Here is a 17,765-nt window from a genome sequence, read left to right as displayed (position 1 = left end):
TCCATTTTTTGTATGTTGATTTGCAATAATTATTGCAAATCAACATACAAATATAAGAAAAACTGCAACACAGATATTTAGTGAAGCTGGACTAGATCCCCAAATACTTGGTAAAGAAAGAATACATAAATCATAGAAGTCAGTGGAATATGAAAAAGCTGACTCCTACTCAATACACAAATCAGCTTTTAAGTGCATAGGTTTTTTTATTTTGTCCTTGACATTGGGTCCATTTTATGGAAAGAATTTAGGATTGGAGAACTTTTTAAAATAGGCACAGGTTCTTTATTATCTTCTGAAGAATTAAAGACAGGAAAAATAAAAAGAGTTTCAGCTAAATCATTTGATAATGGTATTATTGGAGAATATGATACTGAATCAAATGATAGGGCAAGGCACTTTGAGAATTTTATATCTGTTAATTTTTTTGGAGATGTATTTTATCACCCATATTGTGCAAGTGTAGAGATGAAAATTCATACATTAAAGCTAAAAGATATGGATTTTAATAATAAAACGGGTGTTTATTTCGCATCGGTTATCAAAAAAAGTTTGGCAAACAAATTTGGATATGGCAATCAACTATCGAGTTCTAAACTAAAAGAATGGGATTTCAGAATATCAGTACCATTGTTAAAGGGTAAGATAAATTTTTCCTATATGGAAAAATTTATCGGGAACTCGAAGCGTATCTTGTGGCAACTGGACTTAAAGATTATCATTTAACTAAATATGATGAGAATATACTTGACAAGTTTAACGGATTGTCCGAAGCTTCTTTAGACAGACAAGATTAGATTAGAGGATATTTTAGATTGGCAAACTTCTATTAAAGAACTTAATCCATTACATTTAGATAAACTTTCTTGCAATGGTGCTAAGTATCCTTTTTATGGCTATTGAAAACAATGGAATTATTAGCCATATATCTTTAGTAGACAGCGTTTTAAATAATCAAAATGCTTTGCCGACCATTCTTATCCATTCTAATAATCAAAATATCGTTTATTTAGAAACACTGTTTTACTTGAAAGATGGGCATGGTGCAACGAGTGTATTGCAAAATAAGAAGATGAATAAACATAGTGCACTGTACCTTATGGGAGCAATACAAAAAGTAATTAAAGAAAGATTTAACTATAATGCCAAAGCAACAAAAATAGGACTAAAAAATACTATTATAAAGGTGCCTATGGCTGATAGTGAGATTGATTTTCGATTTATGGAAGATTTCATAAAGGTTGTGGAGAAACTTGTAATAAAAGATGTTGTTATATGGGTAGATAAAAAAATAGAAACAACGAAACAGGTTGCAGATAGAAACTAATACTGACATACCTTTAAATTTATAGTCAAATAATGCCAAGGAGTAAGCATCCAAACAAAGCAAGTGAAGAGGCAATAGAAACCTCAAAAAAATTAAAAAAACAGTAAAGAATTTAGAAAACTATTACCCTAATAAAAGAGTAAGGCTAATGTTTCAAGACAAAGCAGGATTTGGACGAATAAACAAACCAAGGTATTGTTGGTGTAACGAGTAAATCCGACCAACAGTGCCATGCCATCACATAAGAGATTGCAGATATGTGTACGCAGCAGTAGAACCAAAGACAGGAGAAATTTTCTTTTTAGTAATGCCAAATTGCAACACAGATTGTATGAATGTATTTATAAACCGGTTATCATCAGAATATGAAGAAGATATGATTATATTGGTTTGTGACAAAGCACTGTGGCATAAATCAAAAGGATTAGATATACCTGATAATGTATACTACATATACCACCATATACACCGGAAATGAGCCCCATAGAACAGATATTGAAATAAATCTGTTCTATGGGGTTCAAGAATGAAGTATTTAAAACATTAAAAGATGTAATTAACAGATTATGTAAAACAATAAATAAGCTAACGAATGAAATGGTAAAAAGTATAACATTAAGAAAATGGATAAGTGAGATATAAATTTATTATACTACGATTTTAAAGGTATATTAGTATTAATTATTTTTCACCCTGCTATTGACAAAGAACCTAAAAAAGATGGTAAATAATTGGTATAATTTAAAATGGTTCTATAATATCTGTTACAAATATTATAGAACCATTTTTGTATACAAATAACGAAAAGTTTATTCATTTACACTATACACAAAAAAACCGCAGGTTGCCCTCGCGGTTTTTTTGCTTTTAAATATTTAAAATCAACGCCCAATCTCATTAACCGGTTATAATTAATTTTTATGAGATTTTAACTCCATTTGGCATCTATGGACTATATCAGAATTATACTAATTCTAATATAGCCATTGGAGCTGCATCGCCTCTTCTATTTCCTAGCTTGGTTATTCTAGTGTAGCCACCGTTTCTATCTTTGTATTCAGTAGCAGTTTCGTTAAATACTTTTGAAACTATTGCCTCATCCATGATATACGCTAGTGCCTTTCTTCTTGCTGCTAAATCACCCTTTTTACCAAGAGTAATCATCTTTTCTACCATTCTTCTAGTTTCTTTTGCTCTTGTAACTGTTGTAGTTATTTTGCCGTGTCTCAATACTTCTGTAGTGAGGTTTCTGAGCATAAGGTTTCTATGAGATGTCACTCTGCCTAATTTTCTGTAGGTTGCCATATTTCCTCCTAATTATTTTATTCGTAGCTCGATTTTAGATTAAATCCAAGTTCGTGGAGTTTTTGGGTGACTTCTTCTAGAGATTTTTTTCCCAAGTTTCTCACTTTCATCATTTCATCTTCTGTCTTTTCAGTAAGTTGTTCTAGTGTGTTTATTCCTGCACGTTTCAAACAGTTATATGACCTTACTGATAAATCGAGTTCTTCTATTGTCATCTCTAGGGCTTTGCCCTTTACATCTTCTTCTTTTTCTACCATGATTTCCATGGAGTTTATGCTTTGTGTCATGTCTATGAACAGATTTAAGTGTTCTACTAAAATCTTTGACGACAATGACAAGGCATCTTTTACGTTTATTGCTTTGTTAGTCCATATTTCTATTTCTAGTTTTTCAATTTCTGAGTCTTCCATCACACCAATTTTTTCTGTTGTATAGTTTACTTTTTTGATTGGTGTATAGATTGAGTCTACAGGTAATACTCCTAGCGGCAGACCTTTTTGTTTGTTTGTGTCTGCTGAAATATAGCCTCTGCCTTTATTTACATATATTTCTATATTTAGGTCTGCATCTTCATCTAAAGTAGCTATGTGAAGGTCTTTATTTACTATTTCAACTTCAGCCGGACATATTATGTCTCCTGCTGTGATTTCTCCAGCACCTTTGGCTTCTATTTTTAGCACTGCCTCTGTGCCACTTATCATCTTCATTGCTAATTCTTTAAATGTCAATATCAGCTCTACTACGTCCTCTTTTACTCCTTTGATAGCTGAAAATTCATGCATTACTCCATCAATTTTTATTGCTGTTACTGCACAGCCTGGTAATGAGGATAGTAGTGTTCTTCTTAATGAGTTACCTATTGTCATAGCAAAGCCTCTTTCTAGAGGTGCTAAAACAAATTTACCGTAATCTTCTTCTAAGGTTAAGACTTCGACATTTGGTTTTTCGATTTCTAACAAGTAACAACCCTCCTTGCGGTTAAATAATTTTTGGGGTTATCTTAGACTCTTCTTCTCTTAGGTGGTCTGCAACCGTTATGAGGTATTGGTGTTACGTCCTTTATCATAGTTATTTCAAGTCCTGTTGCTTGAAGAGCTCTTATTGCTGCTTCTCTACCTGAACCTGGTCCTTTTACATAAACATCTACAGATTTTAATCCATGTTCCATTGCTGCTTTTGTAGCAGTTTCTGCTGCTAGTTGTGCTGCAAACGGTGTAGATTTTCTTGAACCTTTGAAACCTAATTGTCCTGAACTAGCCCAAGATATTGCGTTACCTTGTACGTCAGATAATGTTACTATTGTATTGTTAAATGAAGACTGGATATGTGCCTGTCCTTTTTCGATATTTTTACGTTCTTTTCTTCTGACTCTTGCTACTTTTTTAGCTCCTGCTTTTGCCATATTTTTTTACTCCCCTCCTTCGTTTTATTTCTTTCTACCAACTAATCTCTTTGGACCTTTTCTTGTTCTCGCATTTGTTTTAGTTTTTTGACCTCTAACTGGAAGTCCTTTCATGTGTCTAAGTCCTCTATAGCATCTGATGTCTCTTAGTCTTTTAATGTTTAAAGTAACTTCTCTTCTAAGGTCTCCTTCTACTGTGTAGTTTTCGATTTCTTTTCTAAGTAAGTTTTCTTCTTCTGGTGTCAAATCTTTGACTCTTGTATTTTCATCAATTCCAGTGGCTGCAATGATATTTTCTGCAGTCTTTGAGCCAATGCCGTAGATATAAGTTAGTCCTATAACTATTCTTTTGTCTCTTGGTAAATCTATACCAGCAATACGTGCCATATTTTCCTCCTAATTATGCTTAGCTTAGCCTTGTCTTTGCTTATGTTTAGGGTTTTCGCAAATGACCATAACTCTGCCTTTTCTTTTTATTACCTTGCATTTTTCACACATTGGTTTTACCGATGGTCTTACCTTCATCTATATTACCTCCTAACTGAAAATGGAGACTATTTTTTTCTCCAAGTTATTCTTCCCTTGGTCAAATCGTACGGTGAAAGCTCAACTGTCACCTTATCTCCAGGTAAAATCCTTATAAAGTTCATTCTTAGCTTTCCGGATATGTGGGCTATAATTTCAAATCCGTTTTCTAAAGTCACTTTGAAACGTGCATTAGGAAGTGCGTCTACTATAGTTCCTTCCATTTCAATGACGTCGCTTTTTGCCATATAACCTCCTATTACTCTTGTATTAGTGAATCTATTTCTCTTTTTATTTTCTTGTTTTGTGATTGCATATCATTTTTATCTATTGTATCTAAAATGTTGGATTTTTTGTTTACTTTTGATAAATGAATCTTTTTTTTAAGCTTGGGTTTTTCAAGTCTTCTTATTTTTCCGTCCACAATAAGCACATTTTTGTCGTCTACTATATCATATATAAGGAAGTACTCCCCTTTATCTCTTCCGGCCTTGCTTTTTACCAATTGTCCTTTTTCAAAATCCATATACTATCCTTACAAGAAACTAAAATATTTATTACAAAATAGTCAATATCTGAGGTCCGTTTTCAGTTATAGCAAAAGTGTTTTCGTAGTGAGCGGCGTTTTTATTATCTATCATAACGGCTGTCCAGCCATCTTTTAAAACTTTTATCTTGTATGTTCCCTGAGCAACCATAGGTTCTACAGCTAGTACCATACCTTTTTGTAGTCTTGGTCCTTTATGAGGTTCTCCATAATTAGGCACCTGTGGGTCCTCGTGCAATTTTGTACCTACTCCGTGTCCCACATAATCTCTTATTACTGAAAATCCATTTTCTTCTACATATACTTGCACTGCGTGCCCTATATCAGAAAGTCTATTTCCAATAACCGCTTGTTCTATGCCCTTATAAAAGCTGGTTTGAGTCACTTCAATTAGTTTTTTATCTATTTCAGCAACTTCCCCTACCGCATGAGTTCTTGCAGCGTCACCATGATAACCATTGAAAAATGCACCTACATCTAAGCTTATTATATCTCCATTTTTTAATATGGTATTCTTAGATGGTATTCCATGTACTACTACTGAATTTATAGAAGCACATATAGAGCCTTTGAATCCTCCATAACCCAAAAATGATGGAGTTGCTCCACTTTTTCTTATAAACTTTTCAGCTATGCTGTCAAGCTCATGAGTTGAGATGCCTTCTCTTATGTGTTCTTTTAGTAGTTCGTGTGTCTCAGCTACTATTTTGCCGGCATCTCTCAATTTTTGTATTTCTGAATCAGATTTTATTGTAATCATTATTCTACGCTTTCAATTGCTTTTGATATATCTGAAAAAACTTTGTCTATATCCTGCTGACCGTCAATGTCAACTAGTATATTTTCTTTTTTGTAATAGTCTAAAAGTGGTTTTGTGCTGTCATTGTACACTTTTATTCTGTTTACAACTGTTTCTTCTTTATCATCGTCTCTTTGGACTAATTCGTGTACACAAACATCACATATGCTGTCTTGCTTTGGCTTGTTATATCTTATATGGTATGTTGCCCCGCAGTTTTTGCATACACGTCTTCCAGTAGTTCTATCTACTAATATATCTTCATCTACTGCTACGTTTATCGCTAAATCAAGTTTTTTACCCGTAGCTTTTAGATTTTCGCTAAGTTTTTCTGCTTGATAAAGATTTCTTGGAAATCCATCAAGTAAAAATCCATTTTTTGCATCTTCTTTAGCTATTCTGTCAAAAAGCAAATCGCAGGTTAGGTCATCAGGTACTAATTCGCCTTTATCCATACAAGCCTTTGCTTTTTTTCCAAGCTCTGTACCGTCTTTTATGTTTTGTCTGAATATATCACCTGTGGATATATGTGGTACATTGTATTTTGCAGAAATTGATGATGCCTGAGTACCCTTACCAGCTCCTGGTGCTCCTAGTATTATAAGTCTCATTTTTCACCATACCCTTCTAATATGACATAAGTTTTAATTAATATTGGCAATCAAAGATTATATCATATTTTGTAGTTTTTTTAAATACCCTTGCTTTTTATCTCAAAAATCCTTGATAATGTCTCATTACCATCTGTGCTTCTATGGCTTTCATTGTTTCTAGAGCAACCCCAACTACGATTATTAGAGATGTTCCACCAAAATAAAATGGTACATGTGTTAAGCTTAATATAAGTCTTGGTATAGCACTTAGTATCGCTAGGAAGATTGCACCTGCAAGTGTAAGTCTATTTGATACTGTATCTAAATAAATTTCTGTATTTCTACCAGGTCTAACTCCTGGGATAAATCCATTTGAATTTTTTAGATTGTCTGCTATTTCGTCAGGCTTAAATATTATTGAAACATAAAAGTAAGTAAATCCTATTACTAAGAAAAATTCTAACAGAATATATATATACACTCCTGTTTGATTTTGAGTTGACAAGTACTTGTTTACGAAACTCACATAAGATGGATTTTTAATAAACATTGTGAGCATCTGTGGTAGCATCATTATTGATGATGCGAAGATTACTGGTATAACACCCGCTTGATTTATCTTTATAGGTATATGTGTGCTTTGTCCGCCATAAGTTTTTCTTCCTACAACTCTTTTTGCGTGTTGTACTGGTACTTTCCTTACGGCTTCTAATACTTCTATTACACCTACGATTATTGCTATTGATACCGCTAAAAATATTATCATTTCAGCTGGATTAAGTTCACCTGTTCTAGTCATTTCATAGGCTCTTATAGCTCCACCTGGTATTCTTGATACTATTCCGGCAAAGATTAGTATTGATATCCCATTACCTATACCAAATTCTGTTATTTGTTCACCAAGCCACATCAAAAATGCTGAGCCGGCTGTTAGTGTTAACAGCACTGATATTACGTTTAATGGGTCTTGAGACACTAGAGCAGACCTAAAAAATCCAACTGCAAGTGCTGACGACTGAAGTAGTGCTAAACCTACTGTTGTCCATCTTGTGATTTGCATGATTTTTTTTCTGCCTTCTTCTCCACTCTTTTGCATATCTTCTAGTGCAGGTATGGCTACTGCTAGTAGCTGTATGATAATTGATGATGTGATGTATGGTCCAACTGATAGGGCAAATATTGTAAAGTTACTAAGTGCTCCCCCTGAAACTATATCATAAAATGATAATAGCCCAGCTTGTTGTTGTACCATACTTTTTATTACATCAACTTTTATACCCGGTACTGGTATTGCTGTCCCTACTCTAAATACTACAAGCATTAAAAGGGTATATACTAGTCTTTTTTTGAGGTCCGGTATCTTAAAAGCATTTGCAAGTGCTTTTAGCATTAGATCACCTCTGCCTTTCCTCCCGCAGACTCTATTTTTTCTATAGCAGTCTTGGTAAATTTACTTGCCTTGACTGTAAGTTTTTTATTGATTTCGCCATTTCCTAGTATTTTTAGTCCGTCTTTTTCAATTTTGCTTATTATTCTTGCATCTTTTAAGATTTCAGCTGTTATTTCAGCTCCATCTTCAAAGTCTTGTAATCTATCAAGATTTATGCAAGTGTATCTTTTTTCAAAGTCAAAATTTGAAAATCCTCTTTTTGGTAATCTTCTGTAAAGAGGCATCTGACCACCTTCGAAGCCTATTCTTACTCCGCCGCCAGATCTAGATTTTTGACCATCTTGTCCTCTACCAGCTGTTTTTCCCCAGCCTGAACCTGTACCTCTTCCGACTCTTTTTTTCTTATGTGTTGAGCCTTCTGCAGGTCTTAATTCATGTAGTTGCATTTTGTCACCTCCTATATTATTGTTCTTCTACCTTTACTAAGTGTTTTACTTTATTTATCATGCCTCTTAGTTGAGGTGTGTCTTCTTTTATTACGAAATGTTCTCTCTTTTTTAGTCCTAATGCAGCAACTGTTGCCCTTTGGCTTGGTTTAGTGCCGATTACGCCTCTTTCAAGAGTAATTTTTAAATTTGCCACTTTTGCCTCCTTATTAAATAAGGTCTTCTACTTTTTTTTCTCTAAGCTCTGCAACTTGTTCCATTGTTCTAAGGTTTGCAAGTCCAGCTACTGTAGCATTTACTACGTTTCTGGCATTTTTTGAACCTAGTGATTTTGACCTTACGTCTTTGTATCCTGCTAGTTCTAATATAGCACGTGCAGCTCCACCTGCAATTACTCCTGTACCTTCTGTCGCTGGCATTATAAGTACGCTACCAGAACCATGTTTGCCTTCTATTCTGTGAGGTACTGTTGTTCCAACTATAGGTACAGTGATTAAGTTCTTTTTAGCTGCTTCTACTGCTTTTCTTATAGCATCTGGTACTTCCATTGCTTTTCCTGCACCGTATCCAACATGACCGTTTCTATCTCCAACGATAACAAGAGCTGCAAATCTCATGTTTCTTCCGCCTTTTACAACTTTTGTTACTCTTCTTATCTCAACTACTCTTTCTTCCATGTCTAACTTAGATGCATCTATCTTGGCATTTATCATGCGTATCCTCCTTTTCCCTTAGAATTTAAGTCCTTTTTCCCTTGCACCTTCTGCAAGTTCTTTTACTCTTCCATGATACAAGTATCCAGCTCTATCAAACACAACTTCTTCTATCCCTTTTTCAAGGGCTCTTTGTGCGATTAGTTCGCCAACTTTTTTAGCTGCAGCTTTGTTTCCTGCATACTCGCCTTGGAGATCAATAGATTTATCTATGGTAGATGCAGAGGTAAGTGTTACTCTGTTCTCGTCGTCTATTATTTGTGCATACATATTTTTAGCACTCTTAAACACGCAAAGTCTAGGTCTTGCTGCTGTGCCAGAAACATTTTTGCGGACTCTCAAGTGTCTTGCTTTTCTATTTTCAGCTTTGTTAGTTTTATTAAACATTACTTGTTCTCACCCCTTTACTTTTTACCTGTTTTTCCTTCTTTTCTTCTTACGTGTTCGCCTTCGTATCTTATTCCTTTACCCTTGTAAGGTTCTGGTTTTCTCCAGTCTCTTATTTTAGCCGCATAGTTGCCAACTGCTTGTTTATTGTTGCCTTTAACAACTATTTTTGTAGCTTCTTGTACTTCTACTTCAATTCCTTCTGGGTCTTCCATTTCTACTGGATGAGAATATCCAAGGCTAAGCACCAATTTTTTCCCTTGTTTTGCAGCTTTATATCCTACACCAACTATTTCTAGTTTCTTTTGGTAACCTTCAGTTACGCCAACTATCATGTTATTTATAAGTGTTCTAGAAAGTCCATGTAGTGACCTGTGTTTTTTATCTTCACTTGGTCTTTTAACTCTTAATACTCCAGCTTCTTGTTCTATAATCATTTCTGGAGAAATTTGTTCTTGAAGTGTTCCTTTAGGTCCTTTTACTTGTACTAGATTTGTTTCTTGTACGTCTATTGTAACGCCTGCTGGCACTGTTATTTCTTTATTTCCAATTCTTGACACTTTAGCACCTCCTTCTTACTGATTTTACCAAACGTAGCAGATTACCTCTCCGCCTACTTGATTTTCTCTTGCTTGTTTGTCTGTTAGCATACCTTTTGATGTAGATATTATTGATATACCTATACCATTGTAAACTCTTGGTACATTATCTTTGCTTGCGTAAACTCTCATACCTGGTTTAGATATTTTCTTTAGACCAGAGATTACTTTTTGTCCGTCTTTTGTGTATTTCAAGCGGATTTTTATCATTCCTTGCTTGTCATCTTCTACAACGTTGTAAGCTTTAATATAGCCCTGTTCTAGTAGGATTCTTGCTATTTCTTTTTTCATGTTTGATGCTGGTATTTCTACTGTATCGTGTTTTATCATGTTTGCATTTCTTATCCTAGTTAGCATATCCGCTATTGGATCTGACATTGACATTGTTTTACCTCCTTTTTGCTTTTTTTCTTACCAAGACGCTTTTTTAACGCCTGGGATTTGACCTTTATAAGCCAGGTTTCTGAAGCATATACGGCAAATTCCGTATTTTTTCAAAACTGAGTGTGGTCTTCCGCATATTGAGCATCTTGTATATTCACGTGTTTGATACTTTTGTTTTCTCTGTTGCTTAATAATCATAGCTTTTCTAGCCACGTTGTATTCCTCCTTTATTTTGCAAACGGCATTCCCATTAGTGATAGTAGTTCTCTTGCTTCTTCGTCTGTTTGTGCAGTTGTAACAAATATAATGTCCATTCCTCTTGTTTTGTCTACTTTATCAAATTCTATTTCTGGGAATATCAACTGCTCTTTTATACCAAGTGCATAGTTTCCTCTACCATCAAAGGAATTTTTGTTTACGCCTTTAAAGTCTCTTACTCTTGGGAGTGATATATTGAAGAGCTTATCTGCAAAATAAAACATTTTGTCGCCTCTTAGTGTTACTTTTGTACCTATTGGCATTCCTTCTCTTATTTTGAAGTTTGCTACAGATTTTCTTGATTTTGTAACTATTGGCTTTTGTCCTGTTATAGTTTCTAATTCGCTTACTGCAGAGTCAAGGAATTTAGAGTTTTCTTTTGCTTCTCCTACGCCCATGTTGATTACGATTTTTTCAAGCTTTGGTACTTGCATGATATTTTTATAATTGAATTTGTCCATTAAGGCTTTGACAACTTCATTATTATATTTTTCTTGAAGTCTTGCGCTCATGTCTTACCTCCTTTACTTTATATCTGTTCGCCTGTCTTTTTAGCGATTCTTACTTTCTTGCCATCTTCTATTTTATATCCGATTTTTGTTCCTTTTCCGCTTTTTGCGTCAAAGTACATTACGTTTGATACGTCTATTGGTGATTCTTTGTGAGTGATTCCACCTTGCATATTTGTACGACTAGGTTTTTCACTTTTTGTTACCATGTTTACGCCTTCAACTAGCACTTTGTTTTTTGAAGGGTAAGCTTCTAGTACTTTTCCTTTTTTGCCTTTATCTTTTCCTGCGATTACTATTACAGTATCTCCGCTTTTGATACGCATTTTACCCTCCTCTTACAGAACTTCTGGAGCAAGTGAGATTATTTTCATAAATTGTTTATCTCTTAATTCTCTTGCTACTGGTCCAAATATTCTTGTGCCTGCTGGTGTTTTATCGTCTTTTATTATTACTGCTGCATTTTCATCAAATGAAACGTAGCTGCCATCTTTTCTCTTTAATGGAGATTTTGTTCTTACTACAACGGCTTTAACTACTTTACCTTTTTTCACAACGCCACCTGGTGTTGCGGATTTAACAGCACAAACTATTACGTCGCCAATTTTTGCTATTTTTCTATTAGTGCCACCGAGTACTCTTATGCAAAGAAGTTCTTTTGCTCCAGAATTATCGGCAACTTTAAGTCTTGTTTCTTGCTGTATCATGACTTTGCCTCCTTAAAAACTTTTCTAGTCAAAATTACTCTTCGACTTTTTCTATTATTTGTACTACTTCCCATCTTTTGTCTTTTGATAGGGGTCTTGTTTCGCCTATTCTTACTTTATATCCTATTTTACACTCGTTATTTTCGTCATGCGCTTTGAATTTCCTTGTTTTCTTTACAGGTTTGGAGTACAAAGGGTGACGAACAAGCTGTGCAATAGATACAACTACTGTTTTATCCATTTTGTCAGATGTAACGTAGCCTATTTTAAATTTTCTATTTTTTTCTTTTTGCATTTTTATTCCCTTTCATCCTAAGATAGAGCCTGTTTTTCTGTAATTATAGTGTTTATTCTTGCGATGTCTCTTCTTACGCTTCTTATTTTTACTTGATTTTCTAATTGTCCTGTCGCAAGTTGAAAACGTAGATTAAAAAGCTCTTTTTTGCTGTTTACAAGCGCGTTATTTAAATCTGTTAGATTCATTTCTCTTAGTTCATTAGCCTTCAACAACATCACCGCCTTCTATATCTTCTTTTTTCACAAATTTGCATTTTATAGGCAATTTATGCATTGCTAGTCTTAATGCTTCTCTTGCTCTTTCTTCTGGTATTCCCGCCATTTCAAATAACACTCTTCCCGGTTTAACTACTGCTACCCAATATTCAGGAGCACCTTTACCGGAACCCATTCTGACTTCTGCTGGTTTCTTAGTTACAGATTTGTGTGGGAATATATTTATCCAAACTTTTCCGCCTCTTCTTATTGATCTATTTATAGCTACACGGGCTGCTTCTATTTGGTTTGATGTTATCCATGCAGGTTCTTGTGCAACTAGTCCAAATTCACCATAAGCAATTTTGTTTCCTTTTGTTGCTTTGCCTGCCATTTTACCTCTGTGAACTCTACGATGTTTCACTCTTTTTGGCATTAACATTTATATATTGCCTCCTTCCCAATTGTTTTACACTTCTTTAGGCTGATTTCTTCTTTGTTGTGTTCTTCCTTGATTGTTTGTGTTATTGTTGTAATTTCTTTTTCTATTGTTGTGATTATTTTCTCTTTGTCCGTTTTCGCCTTCTGGTCTTCTTCTTGCTTTCTTTTTCTTATCGTCTTTATTTCCCATTAGGGCATCAAAGTCTCTTTTTTCACCGTTTCTGTCTTTTAAGATTTCGCCTTTGCATATCCAAACTTTTACGCCTAATTTCCCGTAAGTTGTGTCTGCTTCTGCAAATCCGTAATCTATATCAGCTCTTAGTGTGTGTAGTGGTACTACACCTTCTGCGTATCCTTCTGAACGAGCTATTTCTGCTCCACCAAGTCTGCCTGATGTAGATACTTTTATTCCTTTTACGCCTCTTGTTCTCATTGTTCTTTGCATTGATTGTTTCATTGCACGTCTGAATGCGATACGTCTTTCTAGTGCGTTTGCAATTTTTTCTGCAACTAATTGTGCATCTGCATCCGGGTTTTTGATTTCTTCTATGTTTATAAATACATTCTTATGAGTGAATTTCTCAACTTTTTCTTTTAGTTCGTCTATTCCTTTTCCACCTTTACCGATTACCATTCCTGGTTTTGCAGTGAAGAGGTTAAGTTTTAGTTTGTCGCCAACTCTTTCGATTTCTACTCTAGAAAGGTCTGCTTGGTTTAGTTCCTTTTTCATGAACTTTCTTATTTCGTTATCTTCTTTGATATATTCAGCAAGTTTGTCTTTTCCGGCAAACCATCTTGAGTCCCAGTTCTTGTTGATACCGACTCTAAGTCCATGAGGGCTTACTTTTTGACCCATTTAGTCTCCTCCATTCTATTTATCTTTCTTGTACGAATACTTCTATATGGCTTGTCCTCTTTCTTATTGGTGCCGCGCTTCCTCTTGCTCTTGGCATGAATCTTTTTAGTGTAGGTCCTTGATTAGCCCATACTTTAGATATATAGAGTTTATTTTTATCCATTTCAAAGTTGTTTTCTGCGTTTGCTGCTGCTGATTTAACGACTTTTGCTATTATTTCAGCTCCGTTGTTAGGCATAAACTTTAGTATTGCTAAGGCTTCTTCGATATTTTTGCCTCTTACTAAGTCACAAATTTTTGCGGCTTTTCTAGGTGATGTCCTAACATATTTGGCAATGGCTCTTGCTTCTTTTATATCTGCCATCTATATTCTCCTTTCCTTACCCTTTTATAAGGGGGTTCTATTTAGTTTTTGAGGTTCTATCGTCGTCCTTGTGACCTTTGAATGTTCTTGTAGGAACAAATTCACCAAGTTTATGTCCTACCATATCTTCTGTTATATATACTGGCACATGTTTTCTTCCATCATGGATGGCTAGTGTGTGTCCTATAAATTCAGGATATATAGTAGAAGATCTTGACCAAACCTTTATGACTTGTTTGTCGCCCGTTTCATTCATCTTGAGGATTTTCTTATATAGCCCTTCATGGACGAATGCACCTTTTTTAGATGATCTGCTCATTTATCTCCTCCGTGATTTCCTATTTTCTTCCTTTAACTATCATTTTGTTAGTACGTTTTTTCTTATCTCTTGTCTTGTAGCCTAGAGCTGGTTTACCCCAAGGTGTAACTGGACCTGGTCTGCCTATAGGTGCTCTACCTTCACCACCACCGTGTGGGTGATCGTTAGGGTTCATTACAGAACCTCTTACTGTAGGTCTTATACCCATATGTCTTTTTCTTCCAGCTTTACCGATGTTTACGTTTTGGTGTTCTTCGTTTCCTACTTCACCTATTGTTGCTTTGCAGTTAGCATTTACATATCTCATTTCTCCTGATGGGAGTCTAAGTGTTACATATTTGCCTTCTTTAGCCATTAGCTGTGCTGATACTCCTGCTGACCTTACTAGCTGTGCACCTTTCCCAACACTTAATTCAATGTTGTGTACAAGAGTGCCAACCGGCATATCTTTCATTTGTAAGCAGTTTCCTACTTTTATATCTGAGCCGGCTCCTGAGTAAACTACATCTCCTACTTTCAAACCTTCTGGAGCTAAGATATATCTTTTTTCTCCGTCTTTATAGTTAAGTAGTGCGATGTTTGCTGTTCTGTTTGGATCATACTCTATTGTTGCTACTGTTGCAGCTATACCGTCTTTGTCTCTTTTGAAGTCTATTATTCTATATTTTCTCTTTACTCCGCCGCCTTTATGTCTTACTGTGATTTTACCTTGTGCATTTCTTCCGGCGTTCTTTTTCAAATTTGTTAGAAGACTTTTTTCTGGAGCTACTTTTGATAGTCCTTCTCTTGACACAACTGTCATGTGTCTTCTTGACGGAGTAGTAGGTTTAAATGATTTTATAGCCATTTTTTCACTCCTTATCTATTTATGAGCTTACGCTCCAAATATTTCTATTTCTTTGCTTGATTCTGATAATTGTACTATCGCTTTTTTGAAAGATGCTGTTTTACCAACATACTTTCCAACCCTTTTCTTTCTTCCATCATAGTTCATAGTATTTACTTTTTCTACTTCTACTTCGAAGATTTCTTCGATAGCTGCTTTTATTTGCAACTTATCAGCGTTTTTATCTACTATGAATGTGTATTTTTTATCTCCTGTCATTCCCATGCTTTTTTCAGAGATTACAGGTCTTTTTATGATGTCGTATGCTATCATTATATAAACACCTCCTGAGCTCTTAACACTGCATCTTTAGTCATAACGAGGATTTCGTTGTTTATTACGTCATAAGTGTTTATTACGTCTGCAAATGCAATTGATACGCCTTTGATGTTTCTTCCAGAACGTACTACGTTTTGGTCGTTTTCAGCTGTAACAAAAAGTGTCTTTTTGTCGTTTATTTTAAGGTTTTTCATAGTTTCAGCAAACTGTTTTGTCTTAGGAGCATCAAATTTTAATTCATTTAATACTACCAATTTTTGGTTGTTCACTTTATCTGTTAAAACGCTCTTTATAGCTATTCTCTTTATTTTTTTGTTTATTTTATAGCTGTAATCTCTTGGTTTTGGTGCAAATACTACACCACCGCCAACCCATTGCGGTGACCTTGTAGAACCTTGTCTTGCTCTACCAGTTCCTTTTTGTCTCCAAGGTTTTCTTCCTCCGCCGCTTACTTCAGCTCTTGTTTTTGCAGATTGTGTTCCTTGTCTTTTATTTGCAAGATGATTTTTTACTACTGAGTGTACGCAATATTCGCTTATTTCAGCTGCAAAAAGTTCATCTGATAAATCCATTTGTTCTATTACTTTTCCGTTTATATCATATACGTCAATTTTTGGCATATCTTACTCCTCCTTTCACTATCTATTTGACTCTTTTATGAGCACTAGTCCTTTTTTAGGTCCTGGTACTGAGCCTTTTATAAGTATAAGATTGTTTTCTTTATCTATTTGAACAACTTCAAGGTTCTTAACAGTTACTTGAACTGCACCCATGTGACCTGCCAACTTTTTACCTTTGTATACTCTAGATGGTGTTGAACACATACCCATAGACCCTGGACCTCTGTGATAATGTGAGCCGTGAGTTTCAGGTCCTCTTGATTGTCCATGTCTTTTTATTGGCCCTTGGAATCCCTTACCTTTTGAAGTTGCTGTAGCGTCTACTGTTGTTCCTTCTTCAAATATGTCTACGCCTACTTCGTCTGCTAATTTGTAAGCATTTATATCAGATACTTTGAATTCTCTAAGATATTTTTTAGCACCGATTCCTGCTTTTTTAAAATGTCCTTTTAATGGTTTGTTTACGTTATGTTCTTTGACTGTACCATAGCCAAACTGAACTGCTTCATAACCATCTGTTTCTTTTGTCTTGATTTGTGTAACGAGCATTGGTCCTGCTTCGATTACTGTAACTGGCACTAGTCTTCCGTCTTCTTTGAAGACTTGGGTCATGCCTAGTTTTTTACCCATTATTGCTTTCATTTTTCCTCCTTGTACTTACAGCGGATTACTTTTGTAATCATCCTAAGAACAGGTACGCCGTATAAAAATATTTTCTACTTTTTGATTTCTATTTCGATGCCAGCCGGTAAGTCTAATCTTATTAAAGAATCGACTGTCTTAGGGCTTGGCTCCAAAATATCAATGAGTCTTTTGTGAGTTCTTATTTCGAACTGCTCTCTAGAATCTTTGTACTTATGTGTTGCTCTTATTATTGTTATGATTTCTTTTTTAGTAGGTAGTGGTACTGGTCCGCTTACTTTTGCACCAGTAGATTTTGCTATTTCTACTATTTTTTGAGCTGCCATATCAAGTATAGAGTGGTCATAAGATTTTAATTTGATTCTGATTTTTTGTTGTGCTGCCATTAATTTTTTTCCTCCTATCGTACATTTTTCGTACAACAGAGCCTAGGTTTTTTTGTGCTGTAACTACTTTTTTTAACACATAGTTTCTGTGTAAACTGACCCGTGTGTTTTGTAGTTGCTTTGCATAAAAAAATAGCCTCGTCGCAACATTCATCGATGTTTACTTGCTCCACAAAAATATCCTCACGCCTTGGCTGGGTGTGGGCAACCTTTTGCTTCATAGCCGTTTGTTTTCAGCTCTTTCTAAACATACCCTGATATTATAGAGCATCTTAAAGTAAATTGCAATAGTTTTTTGTGTAAAATTTTATTTTTTGTGTAATAAAGTCAACCATTTTTGACTTTTTTACACAAAATAGTTCATGAAGGATTTACAGATAAAGAGGCTTTCGAATATTTTAATAATGAAATAAATAACTAACCACCTTCTATAAAATATCTTTTAATAAAAAAGCTTTAGTGAATTTAATCGCTAAAGCTTTTTACATTCCCAATCTATATTCAAATGCCATTATTAACACCTAATTATAACATCAATAACTATAGGTGTGTTCATCAAAGAAGATTGAAAGCCATAAGAGTAAACAAA

The 17,765-nt window shown here is 34.9% G+C and carries 34 protein-coding genes; 3 read left to right on the top strand and 31 right to left on the bottom strand.

Features of this window, described 5'->3' with window-relative positions; translation table 11 throughout:
- Nucleotides 1-192 precede the first annotated feature (192 nt).
- The 3 genes from BBG48_RS02845 to BBG48_RS02835 all read left to right on the top strand — a co-directional run bounded on the left by BBG48_RS02845 (nt 193) and on the right by BBG48_RS02835 (nt 1,805).
- Nucleotides 193-726 (top strand): restriction endonuclease subunit S, encoded by a 534-nt coding sequence (locus tag BBG48_RS02845; RefSeq protein WP_199560374.1) that lies wholly within the window; start codon nt 193-195, stop codon nt 724-726.
- Between the two features lie 166 nt (nt 727-892).
- Nucleotides 893-1,327, top strand: a complete 435-nt coding sequence (locus BBG48_RS02840) for a hypothetical protein (RefSeq protein WP_068912580.1) — start codon at nt 893-895, stop codon at nt 1,325-1,327.
- Nucleotides 1,328-1,553: 226 nt separating this feature from the next.
- Entirely contained in the window at nt 1,554-1,805 is a 252-nt protein-coding gene (locus BBG48_RS02835) for a transposase (RefSeq protein WP_408608347.1), read from the top strand.
- Nucleotides 1,806-2,290: 485 nt separating this feature from the next.
- Here the strand turns inward: BBG48_RS02835 and rplQ are convergent, their stop codons facing one another.
- The 31 genes from rplQ to rpsJ form a co-directional block, all read right to left on the bottom strand.
- Entirely contained in the window at nt 2,291-2,632 is a 342-nt protein-coding gene (gene rplQ, locus BBG48_RS02830) for a 50S ribosomal protein L17 (RefSeq protein WP_068912578.1), read from the bottom strand.
- Between the two features lie 17 nt (nt 2,633-2,649).
- Nucleotides 2,650-3,591, bottom strand: a complete 942-nt coding sequence (locus BBG48_RS02825) for a DNA-directed RNA polymerase subunit alpha (RefSeq protein ID WP_068912577.1) — start codon at nt 3,589-3,591, stop codon at nt 2,650-2,652.
- A 41-nt stretch (nt 3,592-3,632) separates the two neighbouring features.
- Nucleotides 3,633-4,034 carry a 30S ribosomal protein S11 gene (rpsK, locus tag BBG48_RS02820; RefSeq protein WP_068912575.1) on the bottom strand — a complete coding sequence of 134 codons (402 nt, stop codon included), beginning with the start codon at nt 4,032-4,034 and terminating at the stop codon, nt 3,633-3,635.
- Between the two features lie 24 nt (nt 4,035-4,058).
- Nucleotides 4,059-4,421, bottom strand: coding sequence for a 30S ribosomal protein S13 (gene rpsM, locus BBG48_RS02815; protein WP_068912573.1), 363 nt, complete (start codon nt 4,419-4,421; stop codon nt 4,059-4,061).
- Between the two features lie 24 nt (nt 4,422-4,445).
- On the bottom strand, nt 4,446-4,559 hold the full coding sequence (rpmJ, locus tag BBG48_RS02810; protein ID WP_068912571.1) for a 50S ribosomal protein L36: 114 nt from the start codon (nt 4,557-4,559) through the stop codon (nt 4,446-4,448).
- 29 nt (nt 4,560-4,588) lie between these two features.
- Nucleotides 4,589-4,807 (bottom strand): translation initiation factor IF-1, encoded by a 219-nt coding sequence (infA, locus tag BBG48_RS02805; RefSeq protein ID WP_068912570.1) that lies wholly within the window; start codon nt 4,805-4,807, stop codon nt 4,589-4,591.
- An 11-nt stretch (nt 4,808-4,818) separates the two neighbouring features.
- Nucleotides 4,819-5,085: a KOW domain-containing RNA-binding protein gene (locus BBG48_RS02800; protein ID WP_068912568.1), complete on the bottom strand. Its 267-nt coding sequence runs from the start codon at nt 5,083-5,085 to the stop codon at nt 4,819-4,821.
- 31 nt (nt 5,086-5,116) lie between these two features.
- Entirely contained in the window at nt 5,117-5,866 is a 750-nt protein-coding gene (gene map, locus BBG48_RS02795) for a type I methionyl aminopeptidase (RefSeq protein WP_068912567.1), read from the bottom strand.
- Entirely contained in the window at nt 5,866-6,516 is a 651-nt protein-coding gene (locus BBG48_RS02790; RefSeq protein ID WP_068912565.1) for an adenylate kinase, read from the bottom strand. The genes map and BBG48_RS02790 overlap by 1 nt, the downstream gene beginning before the upstream one ends.
- Before the next feature lie 97 nt (nt 6,517-6,613).
- Nucleotides 6,614-7,888, bottom strand: a complete 1,275-nt coding sequence (gene secY / locus BBG48_RS02785) for a preprotein translocase subunit SecY (protein ID WP_068912564.1) — start codon at nt 7,886-7,888, stop codon at nt 6,614-6,616.
- Nucleotides 7,888-8,334 carry a 50S ribosomal protein L15 gene (gene rplO / locus BBG48_RS02780; protein WP_068912562.1) on the bottom strand — a complete coding sequence of 149 codons (447 nt, stop codon included), beginning with the start codon at nt 8,332-8,334 and terminating at the stop codon, nt 7,888-7,890. Before rplO ends, secY begins: the two co-directional genes overlap by 1 nt.
- A gap of 16 nt (nt 8,335-8,350) precedes the next feature.
- Entirely contained in the window at nt 8,351-8,530 is a 180-nt protein-coding gene (gene rpmD, locus BBG48_RS02775; protein WP_068912560.1) for a 50S ribosomal protein L30, read from the bottom strand.
- Between the two features lie 13 nt (nt 8,531-8,543).
- Entirely contained in the window at nt 8,544-9,047 is a 504-nt protein-coding gene (gene rpsE, locus BBG48_RS02770; RefSeq protein ID WP_068912559.1) for a 30S ribosomal protein S5, read from the bottom strand.
- Nucleotides 9,048-9,065: 18 nt separating this feature from the next.
- Nucleotides 9,066-9,434, bottom strand: coding sequence for a 50S ribosomal protein L18 (rplR, locus tag BBG48_RS02765; RefSeq protein WP_068912557.1), 369 nt, complete (start codon nt 9,432-9,434; stop codon nt 9,066-9,068).
- A gap of 17 nt (nt 9,435-9,451) precedes the next feature.
- On the bottom strand, nt 9,452-9,994 hold the full coding sequence (rplF, locus tag BBG48_RS02760) for a 50S ribosomal protein L6 (protein ID WP_068912555.1): 543 nt from the start codon (nt 9,992-9,994) through the stop codon (nt 9,452-9,454).
- 24 nt (nt 9,995-10,018) lie between these two features.
- A complete protein-coding gene (gene rpsH / locus BBG48_RS02755; RefSeq protein WP_068912554.1) occupies nt 10,019-10,417 on the bottom strand; it encodes a 30S ribosomal protein S8 in 399 nt (132 codons plus the stop codon).
- Between the two features lie 27 nt (nt 10,418-10,444).
- A complete protein-coding gene (locus tag BBG48_RS02750) occupies nt 10,445-10,630 on the bottom strand; it encodes a type Z 30S ribosomal protein S14 (protein ID WP_068912552.1) in 186 nt (61 codons plus the stop codon).
- Between the two features lie 14 nt (nt 10,631-10,644).
- The gene (gene rplE / locus BBG48_RS02745) at nt 10,645-11,187 is read right to left on the bottom strand and encodes a 50S ribosomal protein L5 (RefSeq protein WP_068912550.1); all 543 of its coding nucleotides are present in this window, start codon (nt 11,185-11,187) and stop codon (nt 10,645-10,647) included.
- A gap of 17 nt (nt 11,188-11,204) precedes the next feature.
- Nucleotides 11,205-11,510: a 50S ribosomal protein L24 gene (gene rplX / locus BBG48_RS02740; RefSeq protein WP_068912549.1), complete on the bottom strand. Its 306-nt coding sequence runs from the start codon at nt 11,508-11,510 to the stop codon at nt 11,205-11,207.
- 12 nt (nt 11,511-11,522) lie between these two features.
- Nucleotides 11,523-11,891: a 50S ribosomal protein L14 gene (gene rplN, locus BBG48_RS02735; RefSeq protein ID WP_068912547.1), complete on the bottom strand. Its 369-nt coding sequence runs from the start codon at nt 11,889-11,891 to the stop codon at nt 11,523-11,525.
- A 34-nt stretch (nt 11,892-11,925) separates the two neighbouring features.
- Entirely contained in the window at nt 11,926-12,186 is a 261-nt protein-coding gene (gene rpsQ / locus BBG48_RS02730; RefSeq protein ID WP_068912545.1) for a 30S ribosomal protein S17, read from the bottom strand.
- A 17-nt stretch (nt 12,187-12,203) separates the two neighbouring features.
- Nucleotides 12,204-12,398, bottom strand: a complete 195-nt coding sequence (gene rpmC, locus BBG48_RS02725; protein WP_068912544.1) for a 50S ribosomal protein L29 — start codon at nt 12,396-12,398, stop codon at nt 12,204-12,206.
- Entirely contained in the window at nt 12,388-12,825 is a 438-nt protein-coding gene (rplP, locus tag BBG48_RS02720) for a 50S ribosomal protein L16 (RefSeq protein WP_068912542.1), read from the bottom strand. Before rplP ends, rpmC begins: the two co-directional genes overlap by 11 nt.
- Nucleotides 12,826-12,852: 27 nt before the next feature.
- The gene (gene rpsC / locus BBG48_RS02715; RefSeq protein ID WP_068912541.1) at nt 12,853-13,680 is read right to left on the bottom strand and encodes a 30S ribosomal protein S3; all 828 of its coding nucleotides are present in this window, start codon (nt 13,678-13,680) and stop codon (nt 12,853-12,855) included.
- Nucleotides 13,681-13,699: 19 nt separating this feature from the next.
- A complete protein-coding gene (gene rplV / locus BBG48_RS02710) occupies nt 13,700-14,044 on the bottom strand; it encodes a 50S ribosomal protein L22 (protein ID WP_068912539.1) in 345 nt (114 codons plus the stop codon).
- Between the two features lie 37 nt (nt 14,045-14,081).
- Nucleotides 14,082-14,363, bottom strand: a complete 282-nt coding sequence (gene rpsS, locus BBG48_RS02705; RefSeq protein WP_068912537.1) for a 30S ribosomal protein S19 — start codon at nt 14,361-14,363, stop codon at nt 14,082-14,084.
- Between the two features lie 19 nt (nt 14,364-14,382).
- Nucleotides 14,383-15,210 carry a 50S ribosomal protein L2 gene (gene rplB / locus BBG48_RS02700; RefSeq protein ID WP_068912535.1) on the bottom strand — a complete coding sequence of 276 codons (828 nt, stop codon included), beginning with the start codon at nt 15,208-15,210 and terminating at the stop codon, nt 14,383-14,385.
- A 27-nt stretch (nt 15,211-15,237) separates the two neighbouring features.
- The gene (gene rplW / locus BBG48_RS02695; RefSeq protein WP_068912533.1) at nt 15,238-15,522 is read right to left on the bottom strand and encodes a 50S ribosomal protein L23; all 285 of its coding nucleotides are present in this window, start codon (nt 15,520-15,522) and stop codon (nt 15,238-15,240) included.
- Complete coding sequence (gene rplD, locus BBG48_RS02690) at nt 15,522-16,148, bottom strand: 50S ribosomal protein L4 (RefSeq protein WP_068912532.1); 627 nt, start codon at nt 16,146-16,148, stop codon at nt 15,522-15,524. Before rplD ends, rplW begins: the two co-directional genes overlap by 1 nt.
- A gap of 18 nt (nt 16,149-16,166) precedes the next feature.
- Nucleotides 16,167-16,790 carry a 50S ribosomal protein L3 gene (gene rplC, locus BBG48_RS02685; protein ID WP_068912530.1) on the bottom strand — a complete coding sequence of 208 codons (624 nt, stop codon included), beginning with the start codon at nt 16,788-16,790 and terminating at the stop codon, nt 16,167-16,169.
- Nucleotides 16,791-16,864: 74 nt separating this feature from the next.
- Complete coding sequence (rpsJ, locus tag BBG48_RS02680) at nt 16,865-17,176, bottom strand: 30S ribosomal protein S10 (protein ID WP_068912529.1); 312 nt, start codon at nt 17,174-17,176, stop codon at nt 16,865-16,867.
- Between the last annotated feature and the right edge of the window lie 589 nt (nt 17,177-17,765).

Source organism: Criibacterium bergeronii, assembly GCF_001693775.2.
In the GTDB taxonomy this organism is placed as follows: domain Bacteria; phylum Bacillota; class Clostridia; order Peptostreptococcales; family Filifactoraceae; genus Peptoanaerobacter; species Peptoanaerobacter bergeronii.
The sequence above is the reverse complement of the archived record's forward strand: the minus strand, read 5'-3'. Positions and strand labels throughout refer to the sequence as shown.

Coding starts and splice junctions, on each gene's coding strand:
- BBG48_RS02840 (WP_068912580.1), top strand. CDS start 893: ATGGCTATTGAAAACAATGGAATTATTAGCCATATATCTTTAGTAGAC.
- rplQ (WP_068912578.1), bottom strand. CDS start 2,632: ATGGCAACCTACAGAAAATTAGGCAGAGTGACATCTCATAGAAACCTT.
- rpsK (WP_068912575.1), bottom strand. CDS start 4,034: ATGGCAAAAGCAGGAGCTAAAAAAGTAGCAAGAGTCAGAAGAAAAGAA.
- rpsM (WP_068912573.1), bottom strand. CDS start 4,421: ATGGCACGTATTGCTGGTATAGATTTACCAAGAGACAAAAGAATAGTT.
- rpmJ (WP_068912571.1), bottom strand. CDS start 4,559: ATGAAGGTAAGACCATCGGTAAAACCAATGTGTGAAAAATGCAAGGTA.
- infA (WP_068912570.1), bottom strand. CDS start 4,807: ATGGCAAAAAGCGACGTCATTGAAATGGAAGGAACTATAGTAGACGCA.
- BBG48_RS02800 (WP_068912568.1), bottom strand. CDS start 5,085: ATGGATTTTGAAAAAGGACAATTGGTAAAAAGCAAGGCCGGAAGAGAT.
- map (WP_068912567.1), bottom strand. CDS start 5,866: ATGATTACAATAAAATCTGATTCAGAAATACAAAAATTGAGAGATGCC.
- BBG48_RS02790 (WP_068912565.1), bottom strand. CDS start 6,516: ATGAGACTTATAATACTAGGAGCACCAGGAGCTGGTAAGGGTACTCAG.
- secY (WP_068912564.1), bottom strand. CDS start 7,888: ATGCTAAAAGCACTTGCAAATGCTTTTAAGATACCGGACCTCAAAAAA.
- rplO (WP_068912562.1), bottom strand. CDS start 8,334: ATGCAACTACATGAATTAAGACCTGCAGAAGGCTCAACACATAAGAAA.
- rpsE (WP_068912559.1), bottom strand. CDS start 9,047: ATGATAAATGCCAAGATAGATGCATCTAAGTTAGACATGGAAGAAAGA.
- rplR (WP_068912557.1), bottom strand. CDS start 9,434: ATGTTTAATAAAACTAACAAAGCTGAAAATAGAAAAGCAAGACACTTG.
- rpsH (WP_068912554.1), bottom strand. CDS start 10,417: ATGTCAATGTCAGATCCAATAGCGGATATGCTAACTAGGATAAGAAAT.
- rplE (WP_068912550.1), bottom strand. CDS start 11,187: ATGAGCGCAAGACTTCAAGAAAAATATAATAATGAAGTTGTCAAAGCC.
- rplX (WP_068912549.1), bottom strand. CDS start 11,510: ATGCGTATCAAAAGCGGAGATACTGTAATAGTAATCGCAGGAAAAGAT.
- rplN (WP_068912547.1), bottom strand. CDS start 11,891: ATGATACAGCAAGAAACAAGACTTAAAGTTGCCGATAATTCTGGAGCA.
- rpsQ (WP_068912545.1), bottom strand. CDS start 12,186: ATGCAAAAAGAAAAAAATAGAAAATTTAAAATAGGCTACGTTACATCT.
- rplP (WP_068912542.1), bottom strand. CDS start 12,825: ATGTTAATGCCAAAAAGAGTGAAACATCGTAGAGTTCACAGAGGTAAA.
- rpsC (WP_068912541.1), bottom strand. CDS start 13,680: ATGGGTCAAAAAGTAAGCCCTCATGGACTTAGAGTCGGTATCAACAAG.
- rplV (WP_068912539.1), bottom strand. CDS start 14,044: ATGGCAGATATAAAAGAAGCAAGAGCCATTGCCAAATATGTTAGGACA.
- rpsS (WP_068912537.1), bottom strand. CDS start 14,363: ATGAGCAGATCATCTAAAAAAGGTGCATTCGTCCATGAAGGGCTATAT.
- rplB (WP_068912535.1), bottom strand. CDS start 15,210: ATGGCTATAAAATCATTTAAACCTACTACTCCGTCAAGAAGACACATG.
- rplW (WP_068912533.1), bottom strand. CDS start 15,522: ATGATAGCATACGACATCATAAAAAGACCTGTAATCTCTGAAAAAAGC.
- rplD (WP_068912532.1), bottom strand. CDS start 16,148: ATGCCAAAAATTGACGTATATGATATAAACGGAAAAGTAATAGAACAA.
- rplC (WP_068912530.1), bottom strand. CDS start 16,790: ATGAAAGCAATAATGGGTAAAAAACTAGGCATGACCCAAGTCTTCAAA.
- rpsJ (WP_068912529.1), bottom strand. CDS start 17,176: ATGGCAGCACAACAAAAAATCAGAATCAAATTAAAATCTTATGACCAC.